The sequence below is a fragment of the Catellatospora sp. NPDC049111 genome, from assembly GCF_040648615.1.
GTDB classification, from domain to species: Bacteria; Actinomycetota; Actinomycetes; order Mycobacteriales; family Micromonosporaceae; genus Catellatospora; species Catellatospora aurea.
Window position 1 is genome coordinate 15,791 of the sequence record NZ_JBEZEB010000004.1, and the last position, 26,673, is coordinate 42,463.

23 protein-coding genes are annotated in these 26,673 nt (G+C 72.4%); 10 read left to right on the forward strand and 13 right to left on the reverse strand.

Annotated features, from left to right (window positions below):
- Positions 1–159: 159 nt before the first annotated feature.
- The gene (locus AB0B66_RS07180) at positions 160–1,509 is read left to right on the forward strand and encodes a PHB depolymerase family esterase (protein WP_360524221.1); all 1,350 of its coding nucleotides are present in this window, start codon (positions 160–162) and stop codon (positions 1,507–1,509) included.
- 56 nt (positions 1,510–1,565) lie between these two features.
- On the opposite strand, the gene AB0B66_RS07185 is transcribed toward AB0B66_RS07180, so the two are convergent.
- Both AB0B66_RS07185 and AB0B66_RS07190 read right to left on the reverse strand, forming a co-directional pair.
- On the reverse strand, positions 1,566–2,930 hold the full coding sequence (locus AB0B66_RS07185; RefSeq protein ID WP_360524223.1) for a hypothetical protein: 1,365 nt from the start codon (positions 2,928–2,930) through the stop codon (positions 1,566–1,568).
- On the reverse strand, positions 2,927–3,454 hold the full coding sequence (locus AB0B66_RS07190) for a SigE family RNA polymerase sigma factor (RefSeq protein WP_360524226.1): 528 nt from the start codon (positions 3,452–3,454) through the stop codon (positions 2,927–2,929). Before AB0B66_RS07190 ends, AB0B66_RS07185 begins: the two co-directional genes overlap by 4 nt.
- A gap of 134 nt (positions 3,455–3,588) precedes the next feature.
- On the opposite strand from AB0B66_RS07190, the gene cutA reads away from it, so the two are divergent.
- Together cutA and AB0B66_RS07200 are read left to right on the forward strand one after the other, a co-directional pair.
- Positions 3,589–3,948, forward strand: coding sequence for a divalent-cation tolerance protein CutA (gene cutA, locus AB0B66_RS07195; RefSeq protein ID WP_360524229.1), 360 nt, complete (start codon positions 3,589–3,591; stop codon positions 3,946–3,948).
- A gap of 288 nt (positions 3,949–4,236) precedes the next feature.
- Positions 4,237–5,727 carry an MFS transporter gene (locus AB0B66_RS07200; protein ID WP_360525237.1) on the forward strand — a complete coding sequence of 497 codons (1,491 nt, stop codon included), beginning with the start codon at positions 4,237–4,239 and terminating at the stop codon, positions 5,725–5,727.
- A gap of 3 nt (positions 5,728–5,730) precedes the next feature.
- Here AB0B66_RS07200 and AB0B66_RS07205 read toward each other — a convergent pair whose 3' ends face one another.
- The 3 genes from AB0B66_RS07205 to AB0B66_RS07215 all read right to left on the reverse strand — a co-directional run bounded on the left by AB0B66_RS07205 (position 5,731) and on the right by AB0B66_RS07215 (position 7,953).
- A complete protein-coding gene (locus AB0B66_RS07205) occupies positions 5,731–6,897 on the reverse strand; it encodes a sporulation protein (RefSeq protein WP_360524232.1) in 1,167 nt (388 codons plus the stop codon).
- A 104-nt stretch (positions 6,898–7,001) separates the two neighbouring features.
- Positions 7,002–7,640, reverse strand: coding sequence for a flavin reductase family protein (locus AB0B66_RS07210; RefSeq protein WP_360524236.1), 639 nt, complete (start codon positions 7,638–7,640; stop codon positions 7,002–7,004).
- 106 nt (positions 7,641–7,746) lie between these two features.
- The gene (locus AB0B66_RS07215) at positions 7,747–7,953 is read right to left on the reverse strand and encodes a DUF2277 family protein (protein ID WP_360524239.1); all 207 of its coding nucleotides are present in this window, start codon (positions 7,951–7,953) and stop codon (positions 7,747–7,749) included.
- Positions 7,954–7,988: 35 nt separating this feature from the next.
- On the opposite strand from AB0B66_RS07215, the gene AB0B66_RS07220 reads away from it, so the two are divergent.
- On the forward strand, positions 7,989–8,888 hold the full coding sequence (locus AB0B66_RS07220) for a hypothetical protein (RefSeq protein WP_360524242.1): 900 nt from the start codon (positions 7,989–7,991) through the stop codon (positions 8,886–8,888).
- A 183-nt stretch (positions 8,889–9,071) separates the two neighbouring features.
- Here AB0B66_RS07220 and AB0B66_RS07225 read toward each other — a convergent pair whose 3' ends face one another.
- Entirely contained in the window at positions 9,072–10,037 is a 966-nt protein-coding gene (locus AB0B66_RS07225; protein ID WP_360524245.1) for a helix-turn-helix domain-containing protein, read from the reverse strand.
- Positions 10,038–10,128: 91 nt separating this feature from the next.
- On the opposite strand from AB0B66_RS07225, the gene AB0B66_RS07230 reads away from it, so the two are divergent.
- From AB0B66_RS07230 to AB0B66_RS07240, 3 genes are all read left to right on the forward strand, one after another.
- Positions 10,129–11,400: an MFS transporter gene (locus tag AB0B66_RS07230; protein ID WP_360524248.1), complete on the forward strand. Its 1,272-nt coding sequence runs from the start codon at positions 10,129–10,131 to the stop codon at positions 11,398–11,400.
- A 92-nt stretch (positions 11,401–11,492) separates the two neighbouring features.
- Positions 11,493–12,683, forward strand: a complete 1,191-nt coding sequence (locus tag AB0B66_RS07235; protein ID WP_360524251.1) for a glycosyltransferase family 4 protein — start codon at positions 11,493–11,495, stop codon at positions 12,681–12,683.
- Entirely contained in the window at positions 12,680–14,785 is a 2,106-nt protein-coding gene (locus tag AB0B66_RS07240; protein ID WP_360524254.1) for a glycogen debranching N-terminal domain-containing protein, read from the forward strand. The genes AB0B66_RS07235 and AB0B66_RS07240 overlap by 4 nt, the downstream gene beginning before the upstream one ends.
- A gap of 2 nt (positions 14,786–14,787) precedes the next feature.
- Here AB0B66_RS07240 and AB0B66_RS07245 read toward each other — a convergent pair whose 3' ends face one another.
- Both AB0B66_RS07245 and AB0B66_RS07250 read right to left on the reverse strand, forming a co-directional pair.
- Positions 14,788–15,636 carry a SigB/SigF/SigG family RNA polymerase sigma factor gene (locus AB0B66_RS07245; RefSeq protein WP_360524257.1) on the reverse strand — a complete coding sequence of 283 codons (849 nt, stop codon included), beginning with the start codon at positions 15,634–15,636 and terminating at the stop codon, positions 14,788–14,790.
- Between the two features lie 76 nt (positions 15,637–15,712).
- Positions 15,713–16,126 (reverse strand): heavy metal-binding domain-containing protein, encoded by a 414-nt coding sequence (locus tag AB0B66_RS07250; RefSeq protein WP_360524260.1) that lies wholly within the window; start codon positions 16,124–16,126, stop codon positions 15,713–15,715.
- 139 nt (positions 16,127–16,265) lie between these two features.
- On the opposite strand from AB0B66_RS07250, the gene AB0B66_RS07255 reads away from it, so the two are divergent.
- The gene (locus tag AB0B66_RS07255) at positions 16,266–16,751 is read left to right on the forward strand and encodes an 8-oxo-dGTP diphosphatase (RefSeq protein WP_360524263.1); all 486 of its coding nucleotides are present in this window, start codon (positions 16,266–16,268) and stop codon (positions 16,749–16,751) included.
- A 140-nt stretch (positions 16,752–16,891) separates the two neighbouring features.
- Here the strand turns inward: AB0B66_RS07255 and AB0B66_RS07260 are convergent, their stop codons facing one another.
- The 4 genes from AB0B66_RS07260 to AB0B66_RS07275 all read right to left on the reverse strand — a co-directional run bounded on the left by AB0B66_RS07260 (position 16,892) and on the right by AB0B66_RS07275 (position 23,054).
- A complete protein-coding gene (locus tag AB0B66_RS07260; protein WP_360524266.1) occupies positions 16,892–19,762 on the reverse strand; it encodes a BTAD domain-containing putative transcriptional regulator in 2,871 nt (956 codons plus the stop codon).
- A 72-nt stretch (positions 19,763–19,834) separates the two neighbouring features.
- Positions 19,835–21,019, reverse strand: coding sequence for an ABC transporter permease (locus tag AB0B66_RS07265; RefSeq protein ID WP_360524269.1), 1,185 nt, complete (start codon positions 21,017–21,019; stop codon positions 19,835–19,837).
- Positions 21,016–21,720: an ABC transporter ATP-binding protein gene (locus tag AB0B66_RS07270; protein WP_360524272.1), complete on the reverse strand. Its 705-nt coding sequence runs from the start codon at positions 21,718–21,720 to the stop codon at positions 21,016–21,018. The genes AB0B66_RS07265 and AB0B66_RS07270 overlap by 4 nt, the downstream gene beginning before the upstream one ends.
- Positions 21,717–23,054, reverse strand: coding sequence for an efflux RND transporter periplasmic adaptor subunit (locus AB0B66_RS07275; protein ID WP_360524275.1), 1,338 nt, complete (start codon positions 23,052–23,054; stop codon positions 21,717–21,719). Before AB0B66_RS07275 ends, AB0B66_RS07270 begins: the two co-directional genes overlap by 4 nt.
- A gap of 92 nt (positions 23,055–23,146) precedes the next feature.
- Here AB0B66_RS07275 and AB0B66_RS07280 point away from each other — a divergent pair, with 92 nt between their 5' ends.
- Together AB0B66_RS07280 and AB0B66_RS07285 are read left to right on the forward strand one after the other, a co-directional pair.
- Positions 23,147–24,265 carry an AI-2E family transporter gene (locus AB0B66_RS07280; RefSeq protein ID WP_360524278.1) on the forward strand — a complete coding sequence of 373 codons (1,119 nt, stop codon included), beginning with the start codon at positions 23,147–23,149 and terminating at the stop codon, positions 24,263–24,265.
- Between the two features lie 58 nt (positions 24,266–24,323).
- Positions 24,324–24,878 carry a hypothetical protein gene (locus AB0B66_RS07285; protein ID WP_360524281.1) on the forward strand — a complete coding sequence of 185 codons (555 nt, stop codon included), beginning with the start codon at positions 24,324–24,326 and terminating at the stop codon, positions 24,876–24,878.
- Between the two features lie 108 nt (positions 24,879–24,986).
- Here AB0B66_RS07285 and AB0B66_RS07290 read toward each other — a convergent pair whose 3' ends face one another.
- A complete protein-coding gene (locus tag AB0B66_RS07290; RefSeq protein ID WP_360524284.1) occupies positions 24,987–26,525 on the reverse strand; it encodes a LamG domain-containing protein in 1,539 nt (512 codons plus the stop codon).
- Positions 26,526–26,673: the final 148 nt, after the last annotated feature.

A 26,673-nucleotide genomic window follows, 5' to 3' on the forward strand; every position in this document is an offset into this window, starting at 1 on the left:
ATCAACGCGGATGGGCGTGCGCGGTGAGTGCGCCGAAACTACCGGCCGGCGGCTCCGCTTGACCCGTTTCGTATCGACGCCTATGGTTCGAGCGAATGCATTCGATTACATATTGGAAACGTTTCTCAGCGGCGCTGCCCCGTCGCGGGAGGAGACACCATGCGCAAAGGAGTCAGGACACTGCTGGCGGTCGCCGCATCGGCCCTGGCCGTCGTGGGGGGACTCGTCGTCGCCTCACCACCGGCCCAGGCGGCGACGCTGACCGAGGTCACCAACTTCGGGACCAACCCCAGCAACCTGCGGATGCACCTGTACGTGCCCGACAACATCGGCACCCGGCCCGCGGTCGTGGTCGCCGTGCACTACTGCACCGGCACCGGCCCGGCCTTCTACTCGGGAACCCAGTTCGCGCAGCTCGCCGACCAGTACAAGTTCATCGTGATCTACCCGTCGGCGACGCGCAGCGGCGCGTGCTTCGACGTGTCGTCGTCGGCGTCGCTGACCCACAACGGCGGCAGCGACTCGCTCGGCATCGTGTCGATGGTGCGCTGGGTCGTCGCCAACCGCGACGGAGACGCGAACCGCGTCTACGCCACCGGCGCCTCGTCCGGCGGCATGATGACCAACGTGCTGCTGGGGGCTTACCCGGACGTCTTCAAGGCGGGCTCGTCGTTCATGGGCGTGCCGTTCGGGTGCTTCGCCACGACCGACGGCTCGATGTGGAACAGCACCTGCGCCAACGGTCAGCTGATCAAGACGGCCCAGCAGTGGGGCGACCAGGTCCGTGCGGCCTACCCCGGCTACACCGGCCCTCGGCCGCGCATGCAGTTGTTCCACGGCACCGACGACACGACGCTGCGCTACCCGAACTTCGGCGAGGCGATCAAGCAGTGGACCAACGTGCACGGCCTGAGCCAGACCCCGACGTACACCGACACCCCGCAGTCCGGCTGGACCCGCACCCGCTACGGCGGCTCGGGTGTCAACGTCGCGGTCGAGGGTGTCAGCCTCGCCGGAGTCGGCCACAACCTGCCCCTGAGCGGCCAGGCCCTGATGGCGATCCAGTTCTTCGGCCTCACCTCCGCGCCGCCGAGCCCGTCACCCAGCACGCAGCCGTCGCCGTCTCCGAGTACGCAGCCGTCGCCCAGCGCACCGCCGTCGCCGAGCGTGTCGCCGAGCCCGCAGCCGCAGGGCGCGTGCCGGATCGCGTACACGGTCAACCCGTGGAACACGGGCCTGACCGCGAACATCACCATCACGAACACCGGATCGTCCACGGTCAACGGCTGGGCGCTGGCGTTCACTCTGCCCGGCGGGCAGGCGATCACCTCCGGCTGGAACGCGACCTACTCGCCGACCAGCGGTGCGGTGACCGCACGCAACCTGAACTACAACGGCACCCTCGCCCCGGGTGCGAGCACCACGATCGGGTTCAACGCCAACCACACCGGCAACACCGGCAAACCGTCGTCGTTCACCCTGAACGGCAGCGCCTGCGCCATCGCCTGACCCGCTGACAGCCGGTCTCCGGCCGCACCCCGCTGGGCGCGACCGGGGACCGGCTGTCAGGCCTGATCCGCCTCGTCGGGCCGGTCCCGGCCCGGCGACGGCGGCGCCGGCCGCCGACGCGGGTACAGCAGGAACGCGACCAGGACCGCCAGTCCGAGCACCCCCGCCAGAAGCCCCGGCCACCAGGCGGTCCACGACGGCACGGACGGCTCGTACGGCTGCCCGGCGAGCGCGTCGGAGGCCCAGATCAGGCAGCGCGTGTCCAGCAGCGGATCGGCGGTCACGACGCGGCGCGGGCCGGCCGGTTCCAGCAGCACCGTGGCGGCGTTGCCCGCGCCGGTGTTCGGCAGGTTCTCCGGCACGGCCGGAACGCCGCCCACCCAGCTCGCCGCGCACGGCGTCTGCGCGTCGTCCACCGTGGAGGCAGCCGACTCGCCCCCGTCACGCAGTGAGAACCGGTGCACCACCGCCCCCGTGCCGTTGCGGTGGTGGTCGACGATCAGCAGCTCGGAGCCGTCCGGCGAGACCGCCGGAGACCACTGGCCGAGGCCGCTGTCGGGCAGCCAGTTCCGGGCGGGGCGCAGCGTGACCGACGCCAGCGGTGTTCCGTCGGTATCGGTCGTCGTCGCGGTCAGGGTGTAGCCGACCGCCGTCGGATCGTCGCTCGACCCCGACACCCACACCAGCCGGTCCTGGCCCAGCCACCCGGCGGGGAAGCCCAGGCCCGCCCCCGGCACGAAACGTGACCAGCCCCCCGGGCTCACCAGCAGCACACCGGGCGTCCCCGGTTCCCGGTCGCCGCCGGGCAGCAGCAGGAGCGAGCCGTCCGGGGACCAGAAGTTCGGGCTCTGGCTGCTCACCCAGTACGGCGAGGACTGGCCGTTGGTCTCCCCGCCCAGCGAGTCCATCCGGGTCGTCGCGCCGGTCACCAGGTCACGGATCACGTACGGTCCCTCGTGCCCGGCCAGGTAGGCCAGGCGGCGACCGTCTCGCGACAGCGCGGGCCAGTCGCTCGCGCCGTTGGCGCGGTCCAGCCGCCAGAGCCGGCCGCGTTCGGACAGCGCGTGCCAGCCGCTGCGGGCACCGTCCTCGTCGACGATGTCCACCACTCCCGCGACCGGGCCGGGCCGTTCTGGCAGCACGCCGATCTGCGCCTGGGCCACGACCCGCGACGGGTAGCCGGTCAGCCCGGTGCCGTCGCCGGTCGCCGGCGGCAGCGCGTGCCGACCCGTCGCCCAGGGCGGCGCGGCCACGGCGAGCAGCGCCACGGCCGCCACCGCCAGACCCGAGGTGGTCAGCAGGCGCCGGGCGCGGCGGCGGCGTCCGGCGCGCCACGCGGTGCGGCCCAGGTCGTCGCCGACCACGAACGGGGCGACGTCGGTGGTCAGGTCGTCGAACGCGTCACGCAGTCTGCTGGTCATCGTGCCTCCACCGGGATGCCGGGACCGAACGTGTCGGCGAGTTCGGGAGCGAGCTGCCGCAGGCGCTCCAGCGCGTGCCGGGTCTGCGACTTGACGGTGTTCACCGAGCAGTTCATCGCCTCGGCGGTCTGCACCTCGGTGAGGTCCTCGTAGAAACGCAGCACCAGGACGGCACGCTGGCGCGGGGTCAGCCGGGCGAGCGCGTCGCGCAGCACCAGCCGCCGGGTCACCGCCTCCGCGTCGTCCGAGTGACCACGCAGCTCCGGCCGCTGCTGCGCGGCCGCCTCCTGCAGCCCCTGCCGGCGCCGGCGGCTGCGCCAGCCGTCGACCGCGCGGGTGTACAGCATGCGCCGCACATACGGCTCCGGATCGCCGCCGCGGACCACGGCCCGCCATCGTTCCGCCACCCGCGACAGGGTGTCCTGCAGCAGCTCCTCGGCCTGATGCCGGTCACCGGTGAGCAGGTATGCGGTACGCGCGAGCGCGTTCGACCGCACCCGCACGAATTCCTCGAAGTCCTCCACCCATGCCTCCTCGACGGGTACACGTCTGCCACCGCCGCGGCGGGTGGAACCTGCGCGCCAAGCCGGGCGAGCAGTATGCGGTGCCGCGTCGTGACCGCGCACGGGGTGGGCGTTAGCGTGTCCGGTACGCGGCGATGACGGAGGTGGAGATGGGCGACGCGAAGTACGTCCAGGTCGTCACGACTCTGGACGACCGGGACGCGGCTCTGGCACTGGCCCGGTCGGCGGTCGAGGCGCGGGTAGCGGCCTGCGCCCAGCTCGGCGGCCCGATCCGCAGTGTGTACCGCTGGCAGGGTGCGATCGAGGAGGCCGAGGAGTTCCCGCTCGTCTTCAAGACCACCACGGCCGGCTACCCGGCGCTGGAACGGCACATCCTCGACCGGCACCCGTACGACACCCCCGAGATCGTCTGCACGCCGGTGCTCGCCGGCAACCCCGCCTACCTGGACTGGGTCGCCGCCGAAACCGAGCGGCCCGCTCCTCGGCCCGGATGAGCCCCGAAGGGGCGAGGAACGCCGGATCTAGAAGACTTGTTGCTGCTCCAGCGACAAGAAGTCTTCTAGATCCGCCGAGTACGGCGTGCTGCGGCCGCGCGGAACGGTTGTTCGGGGATCGGAGCCGACCAGAGTGCCGTCCACGCGGTGTGCGCGGTGCAGCAGGGGCGATCCGGGCGGTGACGGGCGAAAGCCGACTTGCGGGCATGGTTCGCCGATAGGCTCTGACCTGTGCGTACGGGTGGCGAAGGCGACGGTTATACGCCGGACCCGCGCCGCTGGCGTGCACTGAGTGTGTGCCTGGTGGGCGGGTTCATGGCGCTGCTCGACGTCAGCATCGTCAACGTCGCGCTGCCGTCGATCCGCGAGGGCCTCGACGCCTCCGACAGCGCCCTGCAGTGGGTGGTCTCCGGATATGCCCTCGCTTTCGGACTGCTGCTGGTGCCCGCCGGGCGATTCGGTGACATGAAGGGGCGGCGCAACGCGTTCGTCGCGGGAGTCGCGCTGTTCACCCTGGCCAGTGCAGGGGCTGGGCTGGCCCAGAGCGCGTTGTGGCTGGTGATCGCGCGCATCGTGCAGGGCGCCGCGGGCGGCATCATCAACCCTCAGATCAGCGGGCTCATCCAGCAGCTGTTCCGGGGGGCCGAGCGGGGCCGCGCGTTCGGCATGCTCGGCGCGACCGTCGGTATCTCCACCGCGATCGGCCCCCTGCTCGGCGGCCTGCTGATCCAGGCCGCCGGGACGGCCGAGGGATGGCGCTGGGTCTTCTACGTCAACGTTCCGGTCGGGGCGCTGGCGATCGCGCTGGCGTACCGCTTCATCCCGAAGTTCTGCGACGACCAGCGGCGCAGGGAGAGCTTCGACCCGGTCGGGGTCGTGCTGCTCGCCGTGGGTGTGGTGCTGGTGCTGCTGCCGCTGATCCAGGAGGAGGCGTGGGTCGGGCAGAGCAAGTGGCTGCTGCTGGCGGCGGGGCTGGTGGTGCTGGCCGGTTTCGTCGCCTGGGAGCGCCGGTACGCCCGCCACGCGCATCCCATGATCGACCTGAACCTGTTCCGCCGCCGCTCGTACGCCCTCGGCGCGCTGCTGGGGCTGGCCTACTTCGCCGGGTTCACCGCGATCTTCTTCATCTACACCCTCTATCTGCAGCAGGGCCTGCACTACACCGCGTTGCAGGCCGGCCTGGCGACGGTGCCGTTCGCGCTCGGCTCGGCGGCGTCGGCGAGCCTCGGCGGCCCGATAGTGACCCGGGTGGGCCGCACCCTGATCGCGATCGGACTGGGCCTGGTCCTGATCGGGCTGGTCGGCGTCGAGATCGCCGTCGAACTGGTGCCGGGCGGCCACGACGGTTGGGCGACGGCGCTGCCGCTGCTCGTCGCCGGTATCGGCAGCGGCCTGGTCATCGCGCCGAACCAGACGCTGACGCTGGCCGAGGTGCCCGTCGCCGGGGCGGGCAGCGCCGGGGGAGTGCTGCAGACGGGCCAGCGCATCGGCGCGGCGGTGGGCATCGCCGTGGTCGGCGCGGTCTTCTTCGCCTCGATCGCGGACAGCGGCGGCGACTTCGCCCTCGGGTTCCGGCACGGCCTGTGGGTGACCATCGGCTTCGTGGTGCTGTCGCTGGTCATCGCCCTGATCGACGTGTACGCGAGCCGCCGCGCCGGCACCGGCCGCCACGCCGCTGCGGAGGGCCCGGCCGCCGCTGTTTCCGACCGCCCGTCCCCACCGGCCGACCAGACACCGCACACCCGCGCCGTGACCGGCCAGGCCTTCTACGACGCCTGACGGTCAGAAGTCGCCGAAGTCGCCGAAGCCGGAGTCGAACCCGCCCGAGTCGTAGCCGCCGGGGTCGTAACCGCCCGCCTCGTAGCCGCCGCCGGAGTCCGCGACGCCCTGGCCCTGGTCGGCGTAGCCGGTGTCGGTATAGGTGCCGCCCGTGTCCTGGGCGTCGGCGGCCGTGGTGTCGGGGGCGACGTCCGGGGTGAGCGCGTCGTGGATCATGTCGCCGACGATGATCCCGCCGAGGAAGCCCAGCGCGGCACCGCCCAGCCCCGCGCCGACCATCGTGCCGGTGCCCCGGTAGCCGCCGTAGCGGTAGCCGCCGAAGCCCTGCGCGGGGTAGGCGTACGGCTTGCGGGGCTGGCCGGGCGCGTCCGGGCCGGCCTGCACCGGTGGCCGCATGAACGATCCCGGGTCCTGGTCGGGCAGCGCCGCGACCCGGTCCAGGGCGCGGCGGACCCAGCCGTCGACCAACTCGATCCACTGGGCGGGCTGCGCGATGAGCTGCCGGAACTCCGGCTCGCCCACCCGGTGCACCTCGCCGGGTCCGGGGCGTCCGGCCAGGTCGGCAACCACGGTGAGCCCCTGCGGGTCGGCGGCGAAGGTGAACGCGAGCTGCGGGATGTGCGGGCCGACCGGCTGGCCCTGCGGGACCGGGGCGTAGAACGTGATCGCCTGGGTGACCGGCGAGCCGGGGCGCAGTTCGCTGCGTACGAAGCGGCAGCCGATCGTGCCCAGCGCGTCGAGCACGGACTGCTGGATCTCGGTCGGTTCGACGCCGAGCGGGTCGAAGTCGGTCTTCGCCGAGCCCTGGGCGACGGCGACCTCGGTGCGGACTCCGACGGCGACGCCGGGCATCGGGTGCCCGTAGACGAGCGTGACCGGCACGGCGTACGGCGTGGCCAGGTGGAACCCGACGGCGTGGCCGGTGCCGCCGGTCAGCGGCACCCGGTCGGCCACCGGGTAGCGGGCCAGTTCCGTCTGCGCGCCGCCCGCGTCGGCGACCAGCAGCAGCCAGACCGAGGTGATCTCGACATCGCCCTTGGCATGCAGGCGGACCTGCCCGGAGAACGCGCCGCCCGGCCGGGTCGCCGGGGTGGACAGCACGGTGTCGACGTCGACCCCGCCGAAGCCCAGGCTGCTGAGAATGCGCCGCAGGACCATGTCCTCCATCATGCCGCCGCACCGCTCCCAAGATCTGCGAACTTGCCAGGCACCTGTGCGTTACTTGATCGTGCTTGCGCACAGGTGCCGGGCAAGTCGGACGATCTTGAGGGTGGTCAGGCCGGGGCGAGGCGGCTGCCGTGCGGCATCTGCCATCCTTCGGCCAGGCGGGAGGGGTGCACATTGTCGCCGCCGCCGAAGAACTCGCAGAACTTCATGATCAGCGGGTCCCAGGCGATCGGGTCGACGTGGTGCGTGCCGGTGATGATCAGGTCCTGCTCGACGTGAGCGCGGCGGACCTCGGCGGTGAACGCGGTCGCGAACGGTTCCGGGCCGCCGATCGGGAAGGCGCCGCTGATCTCGCATTCGAGCTGGATCGGGCACTGCACGACCCGGTCGGGCCTGACCAGGTCCGAAACCATCGCGCTCAGCCCGGCGGCGGCGAACTTGTCGGGCACGTGGCGGTAGCCCATCGCCACCTTGCGTGGTGAGGGCGACGGCGCCCCGGTGGTCAGCGCGAGCCGGTCCACGGCGTCGACCAGCGTCGACGGCACCAGGTTGAGCACACATTCGCGCTCACGCCGCAGGTTGGCGGCGGTCTGCGCGCTGTCGCCCAGGCCGAGCACGCAGGTGCTGCCCAGCCACCAGGCCGACGACATCGGGGCCAGGTTCGTCGTGCCGTCCGGGTTGCGGGAACTGATGATCACTACTGGGGTGCCGAAGTACAGCACCTTGAGGTCGAGGGTCTGGTGCACTGCCGCCGTCCTGATGTCGCGTCCGTGCCCCGCGGTGCCGGGGCCGCTCCCGAGCCTGCCCGGCGGCTGGCCGCCACGCTGGCGGGGAACGGACGCGGCATCGGGGCTAGCGGCGCACCTGCAGGGTGGCCAGGAGTTCGGCGGTCGCGGCGGCGACGGCGGCCACCGCCTTGTCGAAAGCCTCGGCGTTGTGCGCGGCCGGGGCGCGGAAACCGGAGATCTTGCGGACGTACTGCAGCGCGGCGGCCTGCATGTCCTCCTCGGTGACGATCTCGGTGAACGGCGGGCGAAGGGTCTTGATGCTGCGGCACATGGTTGCCATTGTGCGCCCATGGGCATCATGGACGGGTGTCCGCAGCCGTGCCGATGACCGAGAGCCGACCCGCCGCCGTACGCGTGCTGGCGGTCCTGCTCGCCCTGACCGCGCTGGCCACGGCGTCGGTCGAGTGGCTGAACTGGTACTACGCCGCCGACGGCGGCTACCCCCTGTTCGTGCGCACCGGCTGGGCGCTGCTGCGCTCGCTGCTGTTCCTGGTGCTGATCTTCCACCTGTGGCGCGGTAGGCACGGCGCGGCGCCGTTCGGGTTGATCCTGGCGGTGACGACGCTGTTCTCGCTGGCCCGGCTCGTGGTGCCGAAGCAGGGCGCGCCGGCGGTGCCCGGGGTCATCGGGTTCGGCGTGGTGGCGGTGCTGTGCCTGACCGTGGTGCTGCTGCTGTACCGGTCGTCGAGTGTGCGGGAGTACCTGGCCCGGCCGAAGCTGCGCTGGTGGATCAGCCGCGACGGGCTGACCCGCAAACAGATGCCCGCCCGCCCGCAGGTGCCCGGCTGGGTGCTGACCACCCGGGTCGCCGTGTTCAGTTACAGCGCCCTGATGCTGGTCGCCTGCGTGGTCGCGGTGGGGCGGCTGTTCGACGGTGACGTGACCCTGCTGCCCGTGATCGTGGGCTGGTTCGTGTTCGCGCTGATGGTCAGCTACGTGGCGCTGTTCCTGAGCATCTTCCTCGTCAAGGGCAAGCGGTGGGTCCGACTGCAGCTGGTGCTGCTGACCCTGCTGGTGCTGGTGGTGCACCTGCCGCTGTGCCGGGCCCTGCTCGGCGTGGACGGGCTGGTTCGCGACGGCGGCCCGCTGCTGGTGGCGGCGCTGCTGGCGCTGTGGGGACTGTGGCGCGCGGGTCGCAACGGCCACTTCACCCCGTCAGCTCCTGCCGCCCAGTCCGACCCGGCCCCGACGACCGCCAACCGCTGACCCGCCGCCGCGGGCACCGATTTTATCGACGTTGGCCTATCACATCGAAAATCCGACCGCCGGATTCGATGTGATAGGCCAACGTCTATGCAAGGCGGGCGGCGCGTGGGCGGGCGGCGCGTGGGTGGGCGGGTCGGGTGGGCGGGTCGGGTGGGCGGGTCGGGTGGGTCGGGTGGGTGGGGGTCAGGCGGGGGTGCGGAAGGTGCGGCGGTAGGCGAGGGGGGCGGTGCCGACCGTGGCGCGCAGGTGCTGGCGCAGCGAGACGGCGGTGCCGAAGCCGGCCTGTTCGGCGACCTGGTCGATGGTCAGGTCGGTGCTCTCCAGCAGGTGGCGGGCGTGCTCGACGCGCTGGCTGATGAGCCAGCGGCCCGGTGACAGCCCGGTCTCCTCCCGGAACCGCCTGGTGAAGGTGCGCACGCTCATGCGCGCGTGGCGGGCGAGCTGGTCCAGGTCGAGGGGTTCGCCGAGGCGGGCCAGCACCCATTCGCGGGTCGCGGCGGTGGAGGCGTCGCCGGGGGCGGGCAGCGGCCGTTCGATGAACTGGGACTGGCCGCCGTCGCGCCACGGGGCGACGACGCAGCGCCGGGCGGCCCGGTTGGCGACCTCGCTGCCGTGGTCGCGGCGGACGACGTGCAGGCACAGGTCGAGCCCGGCGGCCACGCCCGCCGAGGTGAGCACGTCGCCGTCGTCGATGAACAGCACGTCGGCGTCGAGCTCGACCTGCGGGAAGCGGGCGCGGAAGTCCTCGGCGTAGGCCCAGTGGGTGGCGGCGGGGCGGCCGTCGAGCAGGCCGGCGGCGGCCAGCACGTACGCTCCGGTGCAGATGGACATGATCCGTTTGCCGGCGGTGCGGGCGGCGCGCAGCGCGGTGACGGCCTGGATCGTGGTGGGAGCGGCGAGGTGCTCGCGGTGGACGCCGGGCACGATCACGGTGTCGGCCCAGTCGAGCAGGTCGAGGCCGTAATCGGGTTGCACGGAGAAGCCGGCGCTGGCTCGGATCGGGCCGCCGTCGGGGGTGCAGATCCGGGTCTCGTACAGCCGGTGGCCGGCGCTGTCGGTGGCGCAGCCGAAGACCTGACTGGGGATGCCCAGGTCGAGGGCCATCACCCCGTCGAGGGCGAGCACGGCTATCCGGTGGCGAGCGGTCATGGCTTGATTCTTTCACATAGTGGCGTTCAGGCCACTGTTTGCGGCGGTGTAGATCGCGCACGATGGGTGCGTGACGTTGCTGGAAAACAGGGTGAACAGGACGCGGAGCCAGAATCTCGCCTGGGCGGTCGCCGCCGTGGCGCTGGTGTCGATTGTCGGCGCGGCCGGCTTCCGGGCCACGCCCGGCGTGCTCATCGAGCCGCTGGAACAGGCGTTCGGCTGGTCGCGCGGCACCATCTCGGCCGCCGTGTCGATCAACCTGGTGCTGTACGGGCTGACCTCGCCCTTCGCCGCCGCGCTGATGGAGCGCTTCGGCATGCGCCGGGTGGTCGCCGGGGCGCTGCTGCTGGTGGCCGCGGGCAGCGGGTTGACCGTGTTCATGACCGCGAGCTGGCAGCTGATGCTGCTGTGGGGCGTGCTGGTCGGGCTGGGCACCGGCTCGATGGCGCTGGCGTTCGTGGCCACGTTCACCAGCCGCTGGTTCGTCAAGCACCGGGGCCTGGTGACCGGGGTGCTGACCGCGGGCGGCGCGGCCGGGCAGCTGGTGTTCCTGCCGCTGCTGGCGAACCTGGTGCAGGCCTACGACTGGCGGGTGGCGGCGCTGACCGTCGCCGGGTCGGCGCTGCTGGTGGTGCCCCTGGTGCTCTGGCTGCTCCGCGACGACCCCGCCGACCTGGGCATCACCGCGTACGGCGCGGACCCCGACACCCCGCCCGCCGCCCCGGCCGCGAGCACGGGCGCGGCCCGCAGGGCCCTGGGCGCGCTGCGCGACGCCGCGAAGACGCGTACGTTCTGGCTGCTGGCGGGCGGCTTCGCGATCTGCGGCGCGACGACCAACGGCCTCGTGGGCACGCACTTCATCCCCGCCGCGCACGACCACGGCATGCCCACCACGACCGCGGCGAGCCTGCTGGCGCTGGTCGGCATCTTCGACATCGTCGGCACCATCGCCTCGGGCTGGCTCACCGACCGCTTCGACCCGCGCTGGCTGCTGGGGATCTACTACGCGCTGCGCGGGCTGTCGCTGATGATCCTGCCGGGGCTGTTCGCCGCCGACCCGCACCCGAGCATGCTGGTCTTCATCCTGTTCTACGGCCTGGACTGGGTGGCCACCGTGCCGCCGACGATCGCGCTGTGCCGCAAGCACTTCGGCGCGTCCGGGGCGATCGTGTTCGGCTGGGTCTTCGCCTCGCACCAGTTCGGGGCGGCCGGCATCGCGCTGGTCGCGGGCCTGGTCCGGGACAGCAGCGGCTCGTACGCCGCGGCGTTCTACGGGGCGGGGCTGCTGTCACTGGCTGCGACCGCGATGTCCCTGGCGATCGTCCGGCCGGGCGTGGTCCGGCGCTGGCGGCTGGCATCCTGACCGCTTGACCTGCCTCGACGGCGTATACGGCGTCGGGGCAGGCATGAAATCCCGTCACTGCGGGTATATCAGCAGCCGTGATAACCACGCTGGTGAAGGGTGTACCCACGCCCGAACATCTCGCCAGGGTGCAGAGCACCCTGTCTGCCAACGGCACCGCCCCGTTGAAGATCGCGATGGTGGCGCCGCCCTACTTCGACGTGCCACCGGCCGCGTACGGCGGCATCGAGGCGGTGCTCGCCGACCTGTCCAACGCCCTGGTCGACCTGGGACACCAAGTCACCATGATCGGCGCAGGCAAGGACGGCACCAGAGCGAGATTCTGGCAGGTGTGGGACCGGGCCGTGCCCGAACGGCTGGGCGAGCCCGGGCCTGAGATCATCTACGCGACGCTGACCCGCCGGGTCGTCGAGAACCTGGCCACCGCGGGCGAGGTCGACGTGGTCCACGACCACACCTTCGCGGGGCCGCTCAACGCTCCGGCGTACGAGGCGATGGGGCTGCCCACGATCGCCACCGTGCACGGCCCGGTCGACTCCGAACTGCGCGGCTACTACCAGACCCTGGACCGTGACCTGTCCCTGGTCGGCATCAGCGAACGCCAGCGCTCGCTGGCCCCGGAGCTGAACTGGGTCGGCGTCGTGCACAACGGGCTGCGCCCGGCCGACTGGCCCTTCCAGCGGGAGAAGAAGGACTACGCGCTGTTCCTGGGCCGGTTCAACGCCGACAAGGGCGCGCACACCGCCGTGCACGCCGCGCATGCGGCCGGGCTGCCGCTGATCCTGGCCGGCAAGTGCGCCGAGCCCGCGGAGAAGAAGTACTACGCCGAGCAGGTGGAGCCGCTGCTCGGGCCGAACGACCAGATGATCGGCATCGCCGACGCGACACTCAAGCGTGAGTTGCTGGCAAATGCCCGCTGTCTGCTGTTTCCTATCCAATGGGAGGAACCGTTCGGCATGGTGATGATCGAGGCGATGATCTGCGGCACGCCCGTGGTGGCGCTGCGCCGCGGCGCGGTGCCCGAGGTGGTCGAGCACGGCGTCAGCGGTTTCATCTGCGAGGGTCCGGCCGAGCTCCCGGCGGCGCTGCGCGCGGTGTCCGAACTCGACCCCGCGGAGTGTCGCGAGCAGGTGGTGCGCCGGTTCAGCGACGAGCGGATGGCGGTCGGCTACGTGCAGGCATACCGGGCGGCCCTGGCGGAGCGGCGCAGGCCGCGGCTGCCCGGCCGGGGCGGGCGGGCGATGGCACGCGTCGGACGGCTGACGTCGGCGGGTGAGCGGTGACAGTGCCCGCCCAGCCCTCACCGCTCAACGCAGGCGACCCGCAGCCGCTCGGCCAGGGTCAGGTCACCATCGTCGAAGGCACCACGTTCAGCATCTGCGCGCCCAACGGGGACATGGACCCGGGGGGCGCGCAGGGCCTGTTCTTCCGCGACACCCGGATCATCTCGCGCTGGCAGCTGCGCATCGACGGCCAGCCGCCGCAGCCGCTGTCGGTGGCCGACACCGACACCTTCGCGTCCCGGTTCATGCTGCGCCGCGCGCCCGCCGCCGGGCATGCCGACAGCACTCTGCTGGTGGTTCGGCAGCGCATCGTCGGCGAGGGCATGCGCGAGGTCATCACGCTGACCAACGTGGGCCGCGAGGCCACCCTGGTGCACCTCGAACTGCACGTCGACGCCGACTTCGCCGACCTGTTCGCGGTCAAGGAGGGCCACGCCGCGGGTACGGCCACCCACGCCCAGGCCAGCGGGGTCAACCTGGTGTTCAGTCGGCCCGACAACTCGCGCGGGCTGCTCGTGCACGCCACCGGCGAGCCCGTCAGCAGCCACAACGGGCTGAGCTGGCAGATCGTCATCCCGGCCCGGGACGAGTGGCGCACCGAGATCATTGTGCATCCGGTGGTGGACAGCCGGCGCATCGAACCGCGCTTCCGCGAGCACCTGTCGCCCGAGGAGGCCGAGGAGCACTCGTGGCGGCGCCAGGTCACCTCGATCCGGACCCAGCACGAGCAGCTGGGGCTGGTGCTGCGGCGCAGCGTGCGGGACCTCGACGCGCTGCGCATCGCGGCGGGGGAGGACTCCGCGCACACCTTCGTGGCCGCGGGCGCGCCCTGGTTCATGACCCTGTTCGGCCGGGACAGCCTGCTGACCTCGTGGATGGCCCTGCCGCTGGACCCGTCGCTGGCCGTCGGCACCCTCTACACCCTGGCGGCGCTGCAGGGCCGCCAGGTCGATCCGTGCACCGAGGAGGAGCCGGGCCGCATCCTGCACGAGCTGCGGTTGGGCCCGCAGAGCACGTCCGCGCTGGGCGGCTCGCACTACTACGGGACCATCGACGCCAGCCCGCTGTTCGTCGCGCTGCTGGGTGAGGCGTGGAAGTGGGGCGCGGCCGAGTCGGACGTGCGGGCGCTGCTGCCGGCCGCCGACGCGGTGCTGGCCTGGATCGACGGCTTCGGCGACCGCGACGGCGACGGCTTCGTCGAGTACCAGCGGGCCACCGACCGCGGCCTGTTCAACCAGGGGTGGAAGGACAGCTGGGACGGGGTCAACGACGCGGCGGGACAGCTCGCCGAGCCGCCGGTCGCGCTGGCCGAAGTGCAGGGTTACGCGTACGCGGCCTGGCTGGCCCGGGCCGACCTGGCCGACGCGTTCGGCGAGCCGGCGCTGGCCGAGTCCTGCCGGGCGCGGGCCGACAAGCTGCGTTCGCTGTTCGCCGAGGCGTTCTGGCTGCCCGACGAGGGCTACTTCGCGATCGCGCTGGACGGGCGCAAGCGCCGCATGGACGCCATGTCCAGCAACGTCGGGCACTGCCTGTGGACCGGCATCGTCTCCGACGAGCACGCCGCACAGCTGGTCGCCCGGCTGTCCGAGCCGGACATGGACAGCGGGTACGGGCTGCGCACCCTGTCGGACCGGATGGGCGCGTACAACCCGATGAGCTACCACAACGGGTCGGTGTGGCCGCACGACACCGCGCTGTGCGTGGCCGGGCTGATGCGCTACGCCCACATCCCGGGCGCGGTCGAGCTGGCGCACCGGCTCACCGACGGGCTGCTGCGGGCCGCGATGTCGTTCGGCGGGCGGCTGCCCGAGCTGTTCTGCGGGTTCTCGGCCGACCGTTTCCGCCCGCCGGTGCCGTATCCGACCTCGTGCTCGCCGCAGGCGTGGGCGAGCGGGGCGCCGCTGCTGATCGTGCGGGCCTTCCTCGGGCTGGACCTGGACGTGCCCAAGCGCAACCTGGTGCTGCGGCCGCGGCTGCCGCAGGAGTGGGGCACCGTCACGGTCGACCGGCTGCCGTTCGCCGGCTCGCTGCTGAAGATCACCGCATCAGGCAGCGACGCCGAGGTCCACGGCCTGCCGGAACCGTCCACCGTCATCAGTTGAGATCACCCCACCATTCCCTGGGCGGCCAGGGACTGGCGCAGGTGCTGCAGGCAGCGGGTGAGCAGGCGGGACACGTGCATCTGGGACAGACCGAGCCGCTGGGCGATCTCGGCCTGGGTGAGGTCGGCGGCGAAGCGCAGCGCGAGGATGTGCCGGTCGCGCTGCGACAGCCCGGCCACGGCCCGGCCGATGGCGTGGCGGTCGGGCAGCGACTCCAGCCGCCGGTCGTGCTCGCCGAGCAGCTCGCCCAGCTCGGCGAAGCCGTTGCCGCTGCGCACGACGCTGTTGAGGGAGCCGATGGCGTACGCGTGGGCGCACTCCAGCCCGTCGCGGATGTCGCCCTCGTCGCGGCCCAGGTGCGCGGCCAGGTCGCGGATGTCGGGAGTCCGTTGCAGGGTCTGCGACAGCTGCGGCACCGCCCGGCTGATCTCCAGGTGCAGTTCCTGCAGCCGGCGGTGCACGCGCAGCGCCCAGCCCCGGTCGCGGAAGTGCCGTCGCAGCTCGCCGAGCATGGTGGGCCCGGCGAAGTGTTCGAACCGCACGCCGTGGCTGCTGTCGTAGCGGTCCACCGACTTGATCAGGCCCAGCAGTGCGACCTGGACCAAATCGTCAGGGTCTTCGCCGCGGAAGCTGAACCGCCGGGCGAGCCGCCGGGCCAGCGGCATGCCGGCGCGGATCACCGCGGCGCGGGCGCGTTCCCGGGCCGGGTCGTCCGGCGCCAGCCGGTGCAGGCGGGCCAGGGCCACGGACACGCGCCGGTCGCGCTCGGCGTTCCACACCTCACCCGCGGGCTCCGGAGAGCCCGCGTTCAGCACAGCATCGATCCTCAACGCGTCCGCATGGGTGCTCATCGCCGCCATCCGCTGGTCCTGCCGGTCGCGCCGCCCCACGCGGCATCGGGTCACCGGCCTTCAGCAGTCAGACTCACTAAGCGGATTTTAACGACATGTCAGCTTCGGTGGCCGGGGTTGCCGGCTTTCTAGGGCGCGGCAACCGTGCCACCTCCGCCTGCACCGCCGTTCCGTACGCGCAGATCTCGATCCACGACTCGGTGATCGGCCGGTGGTCGAAACGCATCGCCAGCACGGCGTTCGCGCCCATCCGCGCGGCGACGCGCGCCATGCGGTCGACGGCCTCCAGACGGCACTCGGTCAGCATGTGGATGCGCTCGGCCATGCTGACCCCGCTGCCGTCCATCGCCGACTTGAAGCCCTCGGTGTACGCGCTGAGCGTCCGCGCGGACAGTCCCAGCACCTCGCCGTAGACGGCCCGGACCACATGGCCCGGCAGCTGGTCGGTGGTCACCACCAGCACGCCCCCGCGGTTGACGACATCACGCATGGACACCACCTCCTGAAAGTCCGATAAGAGTGGTATGTCCATCGTGAATGAAAACGTAATCATTCGGTACTCATTTACCACCTTTTTGTGTTAATGGGGCAGACGGGGCACCGGCCGCCGGGCGTGCGACCATCGCCTGATGCCGCTCACGCCGATCATCGCCACCCTCGCCTACGTGTTGTCGCCCGACGGCGGCAGCGTGCTGCTGCTGCACCGCGACAAGCGGCCCGACGACATCCACTTCGGCAAGCACATCGGCCTCGGCGGTCGGGTCGAGCGCGACGAGGACGTGCTCACCGGCGTCAAACGCGAGGTCGAGGAGGAGTCGGGGCTGATCGCCCGGCGGCTGTCGCTGCGCGGCACGGTGTCCTGGCCCGGCTTCGGCAAACGCGGCGAGGACTGGTTCGGCTTCGTGTTCCGGGTCGACGAGTTCGACGGCGAGCCGCACCAGGGCAACCACGAGGGCACCCTGGGGTGGGTGCCGCGCGAGCGCCTGTACGAGGTGTCGATGTGGGCCAGCGACCGCGAGTGGCTGCCGATGGTCTTCGACGACGACCCGCGCCCGTTCCACGGCGTCATGCCCTACCGCGACGGCGAGATGGTGAGCTGGAGCTACGTGCGGTGATCGGCGTGAACGCAATCGGATTGTTCAATATATCGGCCGCTGTATGCGGCGCTGCCTAGAGTGTGCTCACCGTGTCCGGGACGGGGTGCGGTCGCGGGAAGCGGTGATGGTCCGGCCATCCCACGCTGGCAGTGAGCTGCCTACGGAGGGTGCGGGAGGGCCGGGCCATCACTGGCGAGAAAGGCCTCGACGACGTGCTCCTGCGACCTGCCGTATGTGGCGAACAGCCGGGACGCCTCAGCCCGGCAGCGCGCAGCCGCAGCACGGTCGCCGACGGCCTGGGCCACCTTGGCGACCTGCCACAGCGCCGCGGCCTGCCGGCCGTAGTCGTCGATGTCGCGGGCGCGGCGCAATGCCGTCTGCGTGTCGGCCCGGGCCAGGTCGGGCCGCCGGACGCGTAGATGAATCTCCGAGCGGACCAGGGCCATGTCCACGAAGTAGGCCAGATCGCCCTGTGCGTCGGCGATCACCATGCTGCGCCGGCAGTAGCTCAGCGCCTGGCGGAAGCCGCGGGCCTTGCCGTGCAGCACGGCAAGCAGGCCCATCGCCATCATGGTGTGGCTGGCCGGCCGGTCGCCGCGGACAAGATCGAAGCTGCGGTGCACAGCGGCGACGGCCTCGTCCACCCGGTCCTGCGCAGCGAGCATCTCGCCGACGTTGAGCAGCACCAGCGCCCGCAGGGTCGTCGCGCCGATCACCGCGAGCGCGTCCTGGCTGGCCTGGAACTGTCGCAGCGCCTCGTCCAGGTCACCCGTCCGGCTGGCCAGGATGCCCAGGCTGTTGGCGACCATGGCGATGCCGTCGGGGTCGTCGTGCGCCCGCCAGAACGCCGACGCCTGCTCCAGCGATGCCCGCGACTCGGCGTAGTGACCCCGGTAGTAGTAGGACTGCCCGCGCATGTTGTAGGCGATGCCGGCCGAGTGCGGGTCATCCGGGGCGTGCAGGCGCAGCGCCAGCGAGGCGAGCCGCTCCACCTCGTCAGGAGCCCGGCGCAGCAGGTAGTTGTTCATCGCGCGCAGCAACTGCGCCGGATACCGCCGGTCCACCGGGGTGGCCTCGCCTGCCTGCGCGGCGACCGCCAGGGCGGCCGGCAGCTCGGCGTCGAGCCAGCTGTTCGCCTCGGCCAGGTTCCCGATCGGCGCGAGGTCGGTGCCCTCCGAGCCCTGCAGCGCGTCGTCGATCGGCCGCCGCACACCGACCACCAGCTGCAAGGCCCGGTATGCGGTGCCGACGTAGTACACGAACAGGCGGTGCAGCGCCTCGGCCCGTTCCTGCGGCGGATCGTCGTGCAGCGCGCACTCGGCCGCGTAGAGGCGCAGTAGGTCATGCAGCTGGACGCGGCCCGCGGACACGTCCACCAGCCGCGCCTCGACGAGCCGGTCCAGCGCGGAGGCGGCGTGGCCGCGGCTTTCGCCAAGCAGCGCCGCCATCGCGGTCACGCTCAGGTGCGGCGCGCGGGCCAGGCCTGCCATGCGGAACGCCCGTGCCGCCGCCTCGCTCAGGGCCCGGTAGCTGGTCTGGAAGCAGGAACGCACGGCCATGTCGTCGGTGTGCAACTCGTCGAGGCGGCTGCGTTCATCGACCAGCCGCTCGACGAGGTCCGCGGCCGACCAGTCCGGTCGCGCGTCGAGCCGCGCCGCGGCGATACGCAGCGCCAGCGGTAGCCGCCCACACAGCGCCGCCAGCTGGTGCGCCGCCTGTGCGTCGGCGCGGCTGCCGAGCAGCCGCAGCGCGTCGGCCTCGTCGAGCACGTCCAGCGGCAGCAGTGCGACGGAGTCGAGGGAGGTCAACGCGCGGCGGCTGGTGACCAGCACCAGGCAGTCGGTGGTGGCCGGCAGCAGCGGCCGCACCTGGGCTGCGTCCACGGCGTTGTCGAGCAGCACCAGCAGGCGCCGCCCAGCCAGCAGGGTGCGGAACAGCCCGGCCGACTCGGCGGTGTCGGCGGGGATGTCGCTCTCAGCGGTGCCCAGCGCGCGCAGGAACCGGTGGAGCACGTCGCCGGGGTCCACCGGGGTGAGCCGGGGATTGGAGCCCTGCAGGTCGATGTACAGCTGCCCGTCGGGGTAATCGTCGGCGAGGGCATGGGCGAGCCGGATCGCCAGCGCCGATTTGCCCACCCCGCCGGGCCCGTGGATGTTGCGCACCCGGGCGGTGACCGTGCTCAGCTCGGCGAGCTGGCGCTCACGTCCCACCAGGACGGTCGCGTCGGGTGGCAGCTGCCGTGGTCGGACCTCGACCTGCCCGCGCCCCGGTGCGAGCGACGCGTCGCGGCGCAGGATCGCGGCCTGGACCTCGCGCAGCCCGTCGCCGGGTTCCATCCCCAGTTCGTCGGCGATCGCCTGCCGGGCCTGCTGGTAGACGTCGAGCGCGGCGGCGGCGTCGTCTGCGCTGTACAGCACCCGCATGAGCTGGCCGTAGGCGCGTTCGCGGGTGGGGTGCGCGGCGATGTGCTCGCGCAGCGGCGTGACCAGCGAGATGCCTTCGCCTGACAGCAGGCGTGCTTCGAACAGGTGCTCGGTGTGGGCGGTGCGCAGTTCGTCGAGCGCGGTGGCCCGTGCCGCCAGCGCCGGGCCGACCGGGACGTCGGCCAGCGCGGGGCCGGTCCAGCAGGCCAGCGCCTTGCCGAGGCGGGACACGGCGTCCCGGATTCGGCCCTCGTTCAGCGCCGCGGTCCCCTCCGCGGCCAGCTGCTCCCAGACGGGCACGTCGTACTCGCCCGGGGCGATGTGAAGGCGGTAGCCGCCCGGTGTGGTGACCAGGCGATCGGGGTCGATGCCCGCCGCGGCCAGGGCACGGCGCAGGGCGAGGGCGTACGAGCGCAGGTTGGCCACGGCCGAACGCGGCGGACGGTCGCCCCACAGTTCGTCGGTGAGACGTTCCAGGCTGACCACCCGGTCGGCGTCGAGCAGCAGCACCGCCAGCATGCATCGGACCTTGGGCACGGTGACCGCGCCGGGATTCCCGCTCCGGCCGAGAGCCACCGGCCCCAGCAGCCGAAACAAGATCGACACGTTGCCTCCCCCGTGAACGTGAGCCGGCGCTCAGACTACGAGGCCTGCCACCGAGGCCTACTCATGTTCCCGTCACTCGGAACGCAGCGCCACGACCGGATCGAGGCGGCCCGCCCGCTGCGCGGGCACCACGCCGAACACGATGCCGACGGTGCAGCTGACCCCGAACGCCAGCGCGATGGACCACCAGGTCAGCGCGGCGGGCACCGGGCTCAGCGCGGCCGTGGCCAGCGACGCCCCGACGCCGAACGCGATGCCGAGCAGGCCGCCGATCGTCGTCAGCAGCACCGCCTCCAGCAGGAACTGCAGACCGATGTCGCGCGGGCGTGCGCCCAGCGCCATGCGCAGCCCGATCTCGCGTGTTCGTTCGCGCACCGAGACCAGCATGATGTTGGACACGCCGACACCGCCGACCAGCAGCGAGATGCCCGCGATCGCGGCCAGCACGGCGGTCAGCACGCCCAGGATGTCGCCGAGCACGCCGAGGATCTGCTCCTGCGTGACGGCGCTGAACTCCTCGTCGGGGTGGCGGCGGTGCAGTTCGGCGACGATGTCGCGGCCGAGCCGGTCGATGGTCTCGGCGTCGGGGGCCTTGACCGCGAACGCGTCCACCCGCTTGGTCGCCAGCAGCCGCTGCGCCGTGGACAGCGGCACGTGCACCTCGTTGTCGCGGTCCACGCCCAGGCTCTGCCCCAGCGGCGCGAACACCCCGATCACCCGGAACCGCACGCCCGCGATGGTGACCTGCTGCCCGATCGGGTCGCGTTCGCCGAACAGTGTCCTGGCCACGGAGCTGCCGAGCACCGCGACCCGGCGTCCGGTCTCCACGTCGGTGCGGGTCAGGTACGCCCCGGCGCGCACGTCGCGCAGGAACACCTTCGGGGTCGTCTCCAGCACGCCGAGCAGGCTGGTGAACACCTGCTCCTTGCCCGCGCGCACGTTCTCGCCCGAGGTCAGCGACACGGCGACCCGGTCGCGGTCGCCCGCGATGCGGATCACGGCATCCAGATCGGACTGGTCGAGCCGCGACACCGCCGGGGCGGCGTTGAGGCTGACCTGGCCGGGGACCACCAGCAGCAGGTTCGAGCCCAGCCCTTCGACCTGGGCCTGCACCTCGTTCTTTGTCCCGGTGCCCAGCGCGACCAGGATCACCACCGCGCCGACGCCGATCACCATGCCCAGCATGGTCAGCCCGCTGCGCAGCCGGTTGGCCCGCAGCGCGTCCAGTGCGACGCGCCATGCCTCCGCGAGCCTCATGCGCCGGCCTCCCCTGCGGTGTCGGAGACCACGCGGCCGTCGCGCATGGTGATCTGGCGGCGGGCTCTGGCGGCGACCTCCCGGTCGTGGGTCACCAGCACGACCGCCACGCCCTCAGCGGTGTTGAGCTGTTCCAGCAGTTCCAGCACCGCCTGGCCGGTGGTCTGGTCGAGGTTGCCGGTGGGTTCGTCGGCCAGCAGCACGGCCGGTTCGGTGACCAGCGCCCGCGCGATCGCCACGCGCTGCTGCTCGCCGCCGGAGAGCTGGTTGGGCCGGTGCCCGATGCGGTGCGACAGGCCGACCCGCTCCAGCATCCGGGCGGCGCGCTCGCGGCGTTCGCGCGCCCCGAGCCCGCGGTAGACCAGCGGCAGCGCCACGTTGTCCAGTGCGCTGGTGCGCGACAGCAGGTGGAACGACTGGAAGACGAAGCCGATGGTGGCGTTGCGCAGGTGCGCCATCTCGGCCGCGGTCAGCCCGGCCACGTCGCGCCCGCCGATGCGCAGCCGGCCCGACGTCGGCTGGTCCAGCCCGCCGAGCAGGTGCATCAGCGTCGACTTGCCCGAGCCTGACGGCCCGACGACGGCGGTGTACTCGCCGTGCTCCACGGTCAGCGTCACCCCGCGCAGCGCCGGCACGCTCACCCCGTCCAGGGCGTACGTGCGCGCCACGTCGATCGCCTCGATCGCGGCGTCGCCGGTCACGGCAGGTCCGTTCCCTCGGTGACCCGGTCCACGCCGCGTACCACGATGCGCTCGCCCTCGGCCAGCCCGTCGGTGATCTGCAGGGTGTCCATCCCGGACGCGCCGACGACGACGGCACGCCGCTGCGCCTTGCCGTCGGGCCCGCGTACCCACACGCTGTCGCCGCCGTCGCCGGTGAACACGGCCGCGGCGGGCACCGCGATGGCACCGGCGGCCTCGCGTACCTTCAGCCGGGCCACCGCGCTCATGCCCGGTCGCGGCGTCGGCGCGTCCGCGGGCGTCTCCAGTGTGAGGTGCACCCGGTAGGCGACCGCGCCGCGGCTGTTCGGGGTAGGCAGCACGTCGACCGCGCCGACCCGGGCCGGATACTGCACGCCCGGTGCGGCGTCGAGTTCCACCTCGGCGCTGATCCCGGTGCGCACCAGCAGGATGTCGGTCTCGTCGACGTCGGCGACGATGCCGAGCACGCTCGTGTCGACCACGGTGACGATCGCGGTGCCGGCGCTGACCGGAGCGCCGACGGCCGGTGCGGAGGCGACCCCGGCGGGTGCCGCGACCGGGCCGGACACCCCGGTCGGCGCGCCGGCGCCCAGGCCGCCGAGCAGGCTGCTCAGGTCCGGGCTGGCCGACGTGGACGAGGTGCCGCCCAACTGCACGACTCCGGCGATGGGAGCGCGCAGGGTCAGCGCGTCTACGCTCGCTTTCGCCAGGTCGTACGCCTGCTGGGCCTGCAATCGCTGCGCGGATCCGAGCGCCTGCATCGCCGAACCGAGGCTTGCCACGCCGCGCTGCACCGCGTCGGCGGCCGCGGCCACGCCCGCCGAAGCCTGCCGGTAGCCCGCCTCGGCGGCGGTGATGTGCGCGAGCAGCGCGTCCCTGGTCGAAGGCTCGGCGACCTGCTCGGCGGCGTCCCGGGCGTGGTCGAACGCCTCCTTCGCGGAGCGGTCCAGCTTGTTCCGCGCGGCGGACAGGTCCACCCGCACCCCGCCGCCACCGGAGCGCTTCGAGGCGTCCAGCGCCTGCTTGGCCTGGCGCAGCCGAGTGCGGGTGGCGGGGGAGTCGACCACGGCCAGCAGTTGTCCCTTGGCGACCTGCTGGCCAGGGGTGACGGCGAGCCTGGCCAGGGTGCCTTCGGCGGGCGCGGTCAGGGTCGCGGCGGCCCGCGCGGTGACCGAGGCGGGGGCGTCGACCACCTCGGTCACCGTCGATCGGCCGACTTCGGCCACGGTCACGTCGAGGCTGTCCTCACAGGACGCCGCGGTCAGCGAGGTCAGCAGGAGCACCGTGCCGAGGGCGAGCACGGGCCGGGAAGTGCTGCGGAGAGGGGTGCGCACCTGCCGGAGCCTATCCACGACGGTCCACCCCTGGCCATCCGGGCGCTGCGGCGACGCCCGCCGGTGTGGCAGTCTCTTCGCGGAGGTGCGCGATGAGCGAGCAGGACACGGCGCAGGACACGGCGCAGCAGGCACCGGCCCAGCGGCGGCCGGAGGTGGACCCGGACACCCCGGACGCGCAGGCCGCCCGCCGCAACCGGCACGTGTTCGTCGTCGGGTTCCTGGGCGGGCTCGGCCTGATGTGCGCCATCATCCTCACCTGGGCGGTGCGCGAGACGCTGTCGGTGCTGCTGCTGATGTTCGCGGCCCTGTTCCTGGCGATCGGCCTGCACCCGGCCGTGGCCTGGCTGCAGCGGCGCGGGCTGCCGCGCGGCCTCGCGGTGACCGTGGTCGCGCTCGGTGTGGTGCTGGTCGCATGCGGCGGCCTGGGCGCGCTGGCCCCGCCGCTGATCACGCAGACCGGCGAGCTGATCACGAACCTGCCCGGCTACCTCGACGAGCTGAACCGCAACCCGCAGATCGCCGACTTCAACCAGCGCTTCGACGTGATCGACCGGCTGAAGGACGCCGCCACCAATGAGAACATCACCAAGGCGCTCGGCGGCGCGCTGGGCGGGGTGCAAGCGGTCTTCGGCGTCATCTTCAACGTGCTGACCGTGTTCATCCTCACCATCTACTTCCTGGCCGCCTGGACCCGGCTCAAGGAGGGCTTCTACCGGCTGTTCCCGGCCTCGCGCCGCGACACCGCCCGGGAGATCGGCGACGAGATCTTCGAGAAGATCGGCGCGTACCTGCTCGGCTCGCTGGCCATCGCGTTCGTCGCCGGGGTGAGCACGTTCGTGTTCCTGCTCGTCCTCGGGGTGTCGTACGCGTTCGCGCTGGCGATGGTCGTGGCCGTGTGCGACCTGATCCCGCAGATCGGGGCGACGCTGGGCGCGGTGGTGGTGGTCATCGCCGGGTTCGCGCACTCGCCCGAGGCAGGCATCGCCTGCGTGATCTTCTTCATCCTGTACCAGCAGCTGGAGAACTGGGTCATCGCACCGCGCGTGCTGCGGCGCTCGGTCGACGTGTCCGACCTGGCCGTGATCCTGTCCGCGCTGATCGGGGCGGTGCTGCTGGGAGCACTGGGCGCACTGATCGCCATCCCTGTGGTGGCCGGTGTCCAGCTGACCATGCGGAAGATCGCGATGCCGCACCTGGACCGCATCTGAGCGCCGCGACGGAAGGCCGACACACCACCACCTCCAGGTATGCGGTAAGACTGTCGGCATGCAACCCGACGGCATCCTCCCCTCCGCCGTGTCCACAGCCGACAGTGCCGATCCGCTGGCCAAGCTGATCGACTCGGCGCGCGGCTGGCACGGCGTACAACTCGGCGTGCTCGGTTTCATCGGCTTCTGCGGCGTGCTGAAGATGGGCGCGCAAGCGCCCGGCCCCGACTGGCTGCAGTGGCTGGCCACCGGCGGCACCGTGGGCGCGTTCGTCACGGCCCTGTGGTCGATCGTCATGGTCGGCAAGGTGGCCTGGCCGGTCGGCGACCCCGCCGCGCCCGCGGATCCCGCCGAGATGAGCGGTCAGCTGCGTTCCGGCATCCGCACGACCATCGTCTCGGTGGCGCTGATGGCGTTCGCGGGCCTGTCCGCGTGGTGGCCCACCGAGGCGGCCCCGTCGGTCGAGGTCAGCCTCGGCAACGGCGGCAAGGCCTGCGGCCAGGTCGCCGAGGGCGCCCCCGCCGGCGCGATGTGGCTGAACACCACCGCCGGCGAGACGCTGGAGGTCCACCTCACCACCGTGGCCAACATCCGCCCCGTCACCTCCTGCTGACCCAACCGAACACCCGCCAGACCTGAAGGGCCTGGCCCCAACCTTGAGACTTGTGCCCTCGGCTGCTCGCCGAGGGCACAAGTCTCAAAGGGTCGTCGCGGGAATCGGTCAGCCGGCGAGTGCGGCGAGCTGCCGGTCGGTGAGGGCGCCCTGGCAGAGTTCGAGGTTGTCGACCGCGCCGAACAGGTACCCGTCGCCGCTGGTGGCCCGGCCGATCTCGAGACGGCCGCCGCCGCTGTAGGCCGATCCGACCACGGCGGACACGGCGGGCGTGCCATCCACGAACAGGCGCAGGCTGGACCGGTGAGGGTCGTACACCACGACCAGCCGGTGCCAGGCGGTGGCGTCGGCGACCGTGGCGCTGACGGTCACGGTGTCGCCGGGTGTGGCGGAGCGGGCCAGTGTCGCGGTGTAGGCGCCGTCGGCGTAGGCCAGCGAGAAGTCGGGCTGTGCGCCGGCCGCGCCGAGGCTGACCACGGTCTGCGGGCCGGGACGTGCCGGGTCGTCGATGCGGGCCGACGCGGTGACGGAGAACGCGTCGCCGGTGTGCACGACGGGGTTGTCGGCGTAGCCGTACTCGGTCGAGGGCTGGGTGGCCGGGGTGCCGTCGGGGTTGAAGACCTGGTTGAAGTCGGCGTCGAAGACGTAGGCCGAGCCGTCGAACGCCAGGGCGGTGCGGTCGGTCGCGATGTCGGTGCCGAGGGTCAGCTGCAGCGTGTGGTTGAAGGCTCGGCTGTCCGGGGCGTTGCAGGTGTCGGGGATCTCGGGCAGGAAGCAGGGGACGGCGGCGTTGAAGTCCCAGGATCCGACGCTGACGGCGTCGAGCATGCCGGGTTCGGTGAACCCGTCGACGGTGCCGCCGAACAGGTCGTGGTCGGTGAGCACCCGGTCGTAGGCGTACGCGCGGGTCACCTCGCCCTTCCAGAAGTGCGCCGGGCCGCCGTCGTCGGAGCGGCCGACGGTGAACGGCCCGCCGGCCGCCCACGGCGTGGCCGTCCGGCGGGCCTGGGCGACGCGAGCGCCGTTGACGTACAGGGACATGACCCGCGTGGCGGCGTCGTAGGAGGCCGCGACATGCGTCCAGCGTCCGAGGTCGGCGGCGGTCAGGGTACGCGGGTCGGTCGCCGCCACGACGGCGGTGCGGCGGCTGGGCCCGTTGCCCATGCGGAAGGTCCAGTGGGCGGCCCGTCCCTGGTGCCGGATGCCGACGGAGAAGCCGCCCCGGCGGGTGGCGTCGCCGGTGGCCGCCTGGTCCTGGCCGAGGAAGTCACGGTCGGCGGCCAGGTCGGCAGGGCTGACCCAGGCGGCGACGCTGAACGAGGTGGTGGTGTCGAGTACCGGCGCGGCCGTCGCGGCGACGCTGGACGTGCCGTTGAAGCTCAGCGCCTGGCCCCCGATCAGGTGGGCGTCGGCGAGCCAGGTGGTGCCGGTCGCGGTGAGCGGTGAGTCCTGGGGTGCCGCCGCCTCGTCGGCCAGTGCGGCATCGGTGGAGATGCCGGGCATCGCCTCCAGGAGCCAGCGGCCCACCGGGGTGCGCGTGTCGGCCGCCCGGGCCGGGCCGGCGACCGCCAGCGCGGCGGTGGCGGCGACCACGACGGCCAGCGCGCGCCGGGCGTGGGCGGAGCCCACTGCGGATCGGATGTTCACTAGAGTTCCCCCGTCTGAGATGGTCCTGCGGTGTTCGCGGTCGGCCGCACTCGCCGGGCCGACTGAAGGAACCGTAGAAAACCCGATCAACGGCGGCCAGCCCCGTCCGTCGGGATTGCATGTTTACGCAACTCCCATCGACGTACGC